Source organism: Neisseria sp. GT4A_CT1 (genome assembly GCF_000227275.1).
In the GTDB taxonomy this organism is placed as follows: Bacteria; Pseudomonadota; Gammaproteobacteria; order Burkholderiales; family Neisseriaceae; genus Neisseria.
Genome location: NZ_JH164966.1, coordinates 49,456 through 55,527 on the forward strand (window position 1 = coordinate 49,456; position 6,072 = coordinate 55,527).

Sequence of the window (6,072 nt, forward strand, 5' to 3'; positions counted from 1 at the left end):
CGAAGCGCAAACCAAGCAAGGCCGACTACAAAGCCGCGTGGCAAGTGTGGCGCACGTTGGTTTTACAGGTAGCCTCACAACTGGGCGCGGGCTTTGCCCCGCCGCATATCGAACGCTGGTGCAACGGCTGGCAGCGCGACCTGGCTAGTCGAAACCCTGCACCGCCTGCTGCCAGTGTACGAAGCCTGCCACAATGTGCGGCTGTGAGCGGAAGCAAGCTTCCCCCATCTGCCGTTAAGGCTACCTGAAATCTAAAAGAAACAAACAAAACCAATGACCAAACGCCGAACCTTCCTCATTCTGACCATCCTCTTCACCCTGCTCTTCATCGCATTGGTAACGTTGGGCGCCTACCTGCTTTCCATCCAAAGCAAACAATTCGCCGTCGCCGCCTTCCTATTCGCCTTCGGCGCCGTCTTCGCCCAAATCGGCAGCCTCGCCCTCTACATCCGCCATAAAGCCCGCGCACAAATCATGCGCTCGCAACAAACCGAACCCCATTAAGGAAAACCCATGTTCGACAAAATCGTCCTCGCCAGCGGCAACGCAGGCAAACTCAAAGAATTTTCCCGCCTCTTCGCCGATTTGAACATCGAAGTCCTGCCGCAATCGCAGTTCGACACGCCCGAATGCCCCGAGCCGTACCATACCTTCGTCGAAAACGCGCTCGCCAAAGCCCGCCACGCCGCCAAACACAGCGGCCTGCCCGCACTCGCCGACGACTCCGGCATCTGCGCCGCCGCATTAAACGGCGCACCCGGCGTCCTCTCCGCCCGCTATGCCGGAGCAAATCCCAAATCCGATGCCGCCAACAACAAGCGCCTTTCAGACGACCTCGCCGACAAAGCCGACAAAAGCTGCCACTACGTCTGCGTCCTCGTCCTCGTCCGCCACGAAAACGACCCGCAGCCCATCATCGCCGAAGGCATCTGGCGCGGACAATGGCAGGCAGAAGCCGCAGGCACCAACGGCTTCGGCTACGACCCGCATTTCTACCTGCCCGAACATAACTGCACAGCCGCCGAGCTTGACCCCGAAATCAAAAATGCCGAAAGCCACAGGGGACAGGCTTTGCGGGAATTGTTGAAAAAAATCGAAGCCCTCTGAACAACAAAACGTCGTCTGAAAACCCGCTACGCCGTTTTCAGACGACGTTTTTCATCCCGTTTATCCGTAAAACGCACCACCAAAGGAACAAAACTTATAAAATTTTTTCAAAAACTTATAATATCCAAAAAAACAGCAAATATCCTTACTCAAAAATCCCCATCATAAAAACATAAAACACATTCTACAAACCACTCCTTGAAAATTGATTACCGTCCGCACCCGACGGAGCGCCTGTTATAAAGACAATACAAGGAGTCATCACATGAGAAACTACCCCTTCAAAACCATCGTCGCCTGCCTCAGTATTTTGTGGCACAGCCCGCACCTGTGGGCAGCAGATGCAGTAGTGCCCGAAACTGCCGTCCTCGATACTGTCGAAGTCCGCGGCAAACGCCTGACCAAAGACCAGAAAGGCGAAGCGCAGCAATACAGCAAAAACGTCTCCAATGCCTACCTCGGCAAAGAATACCTCGAACGCTACCGCCCCGATGCCGCCGGCGACATCCTCAAGGGGCTCAACGGCGTATACAACATGAATACGCGCAATGCGGGCAGCGCGATTACGCCCAGCATCCGTGGCATCGCCGGAAAAGGCCGCATCCCCGTTACCATTGACGGAACGGAACAGACCGTCGACGTATGGATGAACAATTACGGCGTTGCCGACAGAAACTATGTCGATCCCGCCCTGTTCCGCAGTATTGCGGTAGAAAAAGGGCCGTCGATGACCCGAGGTGTCAAATCGGGGGTGGGCGGTTCGGTCGCCATTCAAACCATCGAGCCGGAAGACATTGTTCCCGAAGGGAAAAAATGGGGTATTCAGATAAAAGGCAGTTTTTCGGGCAATACGGCCAAGCCCCGCGTTGATAATTTGCAATACCTCGGTGTTGAAGATTACCGCACCATTCCGGGCAGGCCGACGGCAGACGGGGCGGCGGGCGCAGTCGCCGGAACGTTGGAGCCTTATCAGGCACTCGATTTCCAAGAGAAAAACCCGCCGCGCAGCCGCAGCAGCAAAATCGGCAATTTCAAAGACGACCGTTCGGGCATGGTTTCGGCGGCGTTTAAAACCGATATTTCAGACGGCCTGATTGCTTACAGCGACCGCAAAAAAGGCAATTACTTCAGCGGCAAACGCGGGGCGGGCGGCTATCTGAACAATCCGGAATACGACCCGGACAATGCGGATTTCGGCAATACGGGGGCGACCATGATACCGAACATGGCGAAGCTCTACCGCCCCGGTGAAGAAGTGTTCAATAGCAATGTGGCGAGCAAAAGCCTGCTGCTGAAAAACAACTGGTATCTGCCCAACCATCAGAAAATCAGCCTCAGCCATATGCGCACCCGCGTCCGTTTCGGAGAAAACAACCCCTTTTACAACGCCATACTGCTGGGCTTCAGCAACGAGTTCAACTTCACCGGCAGGCCGCCGCTAGTCATACCTGCGCAAACGCTCAATTCCACCATTGACACCAAAAGCCATAAAATCGGCTACGAATGGAAGCCCGAAGGCAGCCGCTGGATAGACTTACAAGCGAATATCTGGCGCACCCAAACCACCGGTTCCCGCCACCAGAGCGGCGGGCCGGATTTGGCCGTTACCTACGGCGATCAGGAATACGACAAGTGGGCGAACTGCTTTGTCCACAATAAAATTCCTAATGAATTTATCGGCAGGCACATCAGCGAAGGCATAGGCTGCCGCGAGCTGGTTGCCGAAGGGTTGGTTCCTGCCGAAGAGCCGAAAGATCCGCCTCCTGTACCCGGTGCATACCGCGTCAAATCAGGCGTAGAACAGCGCACCCGCGCCACCCGTACCGGCGCCGACATCAGCAACCGCATGCGCCTGACCGACAAGCTCGCCATGACCCTCTCCGCCAACGTCCAATATGAAAAACTGGACGAATCCAACCGAATCACCAACAACGACAAAGATATTTTCGACATCATCGGTGCCGCCACAGCCGCCACAGCCGTTGCCGGCCCGAGGGCGGGACGCCGCCACGAATGGGGCGCGGGAGTCGCTTTCGACTGGCAGGCGACCGACCGCCTGAACATTCAGGCAGGCATACGCTACGACAAATTCTGGGCTTACGACGATGCCTTGGCAAAAGCAAGGCGGGCGAGAAAAGATCCGTTTTATTCCGTCGATTTGCAAGGAGGGAAAAGCTCGGACGGCTATATCCTCGGCAGCTATATCCCCTATTACGAACTGATTGCAAATAAAGAAGAAGCGGACGATGTGCGGAAAATCCTGAGAACAGAAGATGTTGACGAGTCAAATCGTCTGATAAACGAATTCCGCCACAAATACGGTTATGACTATAACGATAAAGGATATTCGATTAACGGAGAAAGGCAGACCGGCGAAGTCATCTATGCCAACGCAAACGGCGACAATCCACAGGTAGATAACCCATCCTTCAACCACGACGAAGCCGTTTACCGGCAGAAAGAAGTCTATACGCCCTATATCGACGGCAAATATCAAGGGCCGGTTTTCGCACAAGGGCAATTTAACGAAAAAGTAAACAATCCTCAGGGATTGCAAGGCAGCTATTTCAAATATTTAACCAATGCGGCAATAGATGATGTTAAAACACCCTATCTGCAAAAAAAAGAGCGGGCGACTACGATGGGCAGTACCGGCGGTCACCGCCTCTATAAAAAACCCGCCAACGAAGACGAAGTATGGCCCATGCCCAAACACCTGAAAGCCAGCGCATGGTCGCCTGTCATCGCCGTCAGCTACGATTTGACCGACAACAGCCGCCTGTTCGCCCGTTTCGCGCAGGCGACCCGCTTCCCCAGCATTTACGAAGCGACCACCACCAACGTCAACCTGCTGGAAGCCTACAATACCGAATTCAACCTGAAGCCCGAACGCAGCACCAACTGGGAAGCAGGCTATTCATTCAATTTCGCGCCCTACTGGCAACGGCTGAAATACGGCAACATCCGCCTGACCTACTACTACAACACCATCAAAAACGCCATCGACATTACCGAAAACAAAAACCTGACCCAATACGACAAGAAACAAACCAGCGGCATCGAGTTGCAAAGCCGTATCGACAGCGGCAAATGGTTTGCCTCATTCGGCGCGAACTACCGCTTAAAGCAGCGCACCTGCGACAAATCGACCGCCTTCAACTATGACGTCTATAACAACCGCATCCCCGAATGTATCGACGGCGGTTTCGGCGCCACCCGTTTCTATCAGACCATGCAGCCGAAATACTCGCTCAACCTCGATGTCGGCACTCGCCGCTTCAACAACAGGCTGGAACTGGGCATGCGCGGCATCTACCACAGCACCGTCGATACCGGCCAGCAGGACGAACTGGCGCGTCAGGGCTTGGCGCGGATTATGCAGGCATCGGGCAGACCCTACCACTGGCGTTCCGCCTTGGTATTGGATGCTTACGGACGCTACAACTTCGGCAAAAACCTGAGCATGAACTTCAGCGTCAGCAACCTCACCAACCGCTACTACCTCGACCCGATGTCCAACGTCCCCATCCCCGCACCGGGACGGGCGGTTACCGTTGGGTTTACAGGCAAATTCTGACGGGGCAATGCTTGAGAGGTCGTCTGAAAATTTCAGACGACCTCTCCGACAAAAGCTGTTATGATGCCTGCGTTCCCGCCTGCCACGAAAACGACCCGCAACCCACGATTGCCAAAAGCCACAGGGACAGGCGTTGCGGGAATGAATTGTTAAAAAAATCTAAGCCTTATAAATCGATGATAGGTCGTCTGAAAACCCGAAATGCTTTTTCAGACGACCCCAGCCCACCACATCACGAAAGAAACTCATGTCCCCCAAACAAATCCTGATCGTCGCCGTCCGTTTGATCGTTTTAATCGGTATCGTACAAACGCTCAGCAGCATCGTTACCATATTTGCCCAGTCTGGAAGCGAATATAACAGCACACAACTCCTGTTGCCGCTATCCATCTACGGCTTTTATTTGGCCGCATGGCTGCTTGTATGGTGTTTCCCTGCCACCATTGCCAACCGCCTGCTGCCCCAACATCTGCAAACCGCACAGGAGCCTCCCAAACACCCTGCGCCATGGATGATGACCGGTATTGTTTTGATCGGCATATACACTCTTTCCCAAGCCATACCCGAACTGATTTACTTGTTCTCTATTTATCGTTTTACACAATCTATCTCTACCGACACGCAGACATCCATTTGGGCGAATCTCGGCACGCAAAACCAAGCCGGTATATTCGCCAGCACCGCCCAATTCCTTATCGGGATTTTCCTACTGTTCGGCGCGCCCAAACTCTCTTCTTGGATTCGCAAAAAAACTTTAACGGCATAAAGACAACAGGTCGTCTGAAAAAATTTCAGACGACCTGAGATTGTCCTTGTGCCGAAATAAAACCGAATTTATGGCCCATTCCCGTCATCAACTTGTGAAACTGCTCTTGCTGCCCTTTATTCCGCTGATGAAAACCATCCGTTTGATATTGTCGTCTATAGTAGCTTTATCATTAATCCTGTTACTGTTTATTTCTAAAACTTTGTTGTTTTTCTCAAAGCCTTTTCTGCCCGTCATTGCCGTTTTGTGGCGTTTATTGATGTGGCTGATGTTCCCTTTATTTTTTATCTGTTTGAGACCTTTGCAAAATTTCTTTTCCTCCAACAACCGAAACCCAAAAACAGGTTTTCGGCTGTTTTCTCCCCCAATCACTCCTAATTTTACCCAAATACCCCCTTAATCCTCCCCGGATACCTGATAATAAGGCATCCGGACCGCCTTTTAGGCGCAAACAGGCACACTTAGCCTGTTAGCTGCTTTCAACAGGTTCAAACATATCGCCTTCAGATGGCTTTGCGCACTCACTTTGAGCAGACCAAAATAGGCTGCCCGCGCGTAGCGGAATTTACGGTGCAGCGTACCGAAGCTTTGTTCGACCACATAACGGGTCTTCGACAAATAT

The 6,072-nt window shown here is 52.9% G+C and carries 6 protein-coding genes and 1 pseudogene; 5 read left to right on the top strand and 2 right to left on the bottom strand.

Going from position 1 to position 6,072, the window contains the following annotated elements:
* From HMPREF1028_RS15435 to HMPREF1028_RS04985, 5 genes and pseudogenes are all read left to right on the top strand, one after another.
* A pseudogene (locus HMPREF1028_RS15435) lies at nucleotides 1-134 on the top strand (HI_0552 family protein); the annotation flags it as partial.
* Between the two features lie 139 nt (nucleotides 135-273).
* On the top strand, nucleotides 274-504 hold the full coding sequence (locus HMPREF1028_RS04970) for an NGO_0222 family membrane protein (RefSeq protein WP_003741840.1): 231 nt from the start codon (nucleotides 274-276) through the stop codon (nucleotides 502-504).
* A 9-nt stretch (nucleotides 505-513) separates the two neighbouring features.
* The gene (gene rdgB, locus HMPREF1028_RS04975) at nucleotides 514-1,107 is read left to right on the top strand and encodes an RdgB/HAM1 family non-canonical purine NTP pyrophosphatase (RefSeq protein ID WP_009311707.1); all 594 of its coding nucleotides are present in this window, start codon (nucleotides 514-516) and stop codon (nucleotides 1,105-1,107) included.
* 265 nt (nucleotides 1,108-1,372) lie between these two features.
* Nucleotides 1,373-4,684 carry a TonB-dependent receptor gene (locus tag HMPREF1028_RS04980; RefSeq protein WP_009311709.1) on the top strand — a complete coding sequence of 1,104 codons (3,312 nt, stop codon included), beginning with the start codon at nucleotides 1,373-1,375 and terminating at the stop codon, nucleotides 4,682-4,684.
* Nucleotides 4,685-4,931: 247 nt separating this feature from the next.
* Nucleotides 4,932-5,450 carry a hypothetical protein gene (locus HMPREF1028_RS04985; RefSeq protein ID WP_009311710.1) on the top strand — a complete coding sequence of 173 codons (519 nt, stop codon included), beginning with the start codon at nucleotides 4,932-4,934 and terminating at the stop codon, nucleotides 5,448-5,450.
* 87 nt (nucleotides 5,451-5,537) lie between these two features.
* Here HMPREF1028_RS04985 and HMPREF1028_RS15160 read toward each other — a convergent pair whose 3' ends face one another.
* Nucleotides 5,538-5,822 carry a hypothetical protein gene (locus tag HMPREF1028_RS15160; RefSeq protein ID WP_036529208.1) on the bottom strand — a complete coding sequence of 95 codons (285 nt, stop codon included), beginning with the start codon at nucleotides 5,820-5,822 and terminating at the stop codon, nucleotides 5,538-5,540.
* A 69-nt stretch (nucleotides 5,823-5,891) separates the two neighbouring features.
* On the bottom strand, nucleotides 5,892-6,072 hold a 181-nt coding region (locus HMPREF1028_RS13435), incomplete at its 5' end, for an IS5/IS1182 family transposase (protein WP_009311712.1).

What these genes read in the sequence shown, in the direction of transcription:
- rdgB (WP_009311707.1), top strand. Translation starts at nt 514, where the DNA reads ATGTTCGACAAAATCGTCCTCGCCAGCGGCAACGCAGGCAAACTCAAA.
- HMPREF1028_RS04985 (WP_009311710.1), top strand. Translation starts at nt 4,932, where the DNA reads ATGTCCCCCAAACAAATCCTGATCGTCGCCGTCCGTTTGATCGTTTTA.
- HMPREF1028_RS04970 (WP_003741840.1), top strand. Translation starts at nt 274, where the DNA reads ATGACCAAACGCCGAACCTTCCTCATTCTGACCATCCTCTTCACCCTG.
- HMPREF1028_RS04980 (WP_009311709.1), top strand. Translation starts at nt 1,373, where the DNA reads ATGAGAAACTACCCCTTCAAAACCATCGTCGCCTGCCTCAGTATTTTG.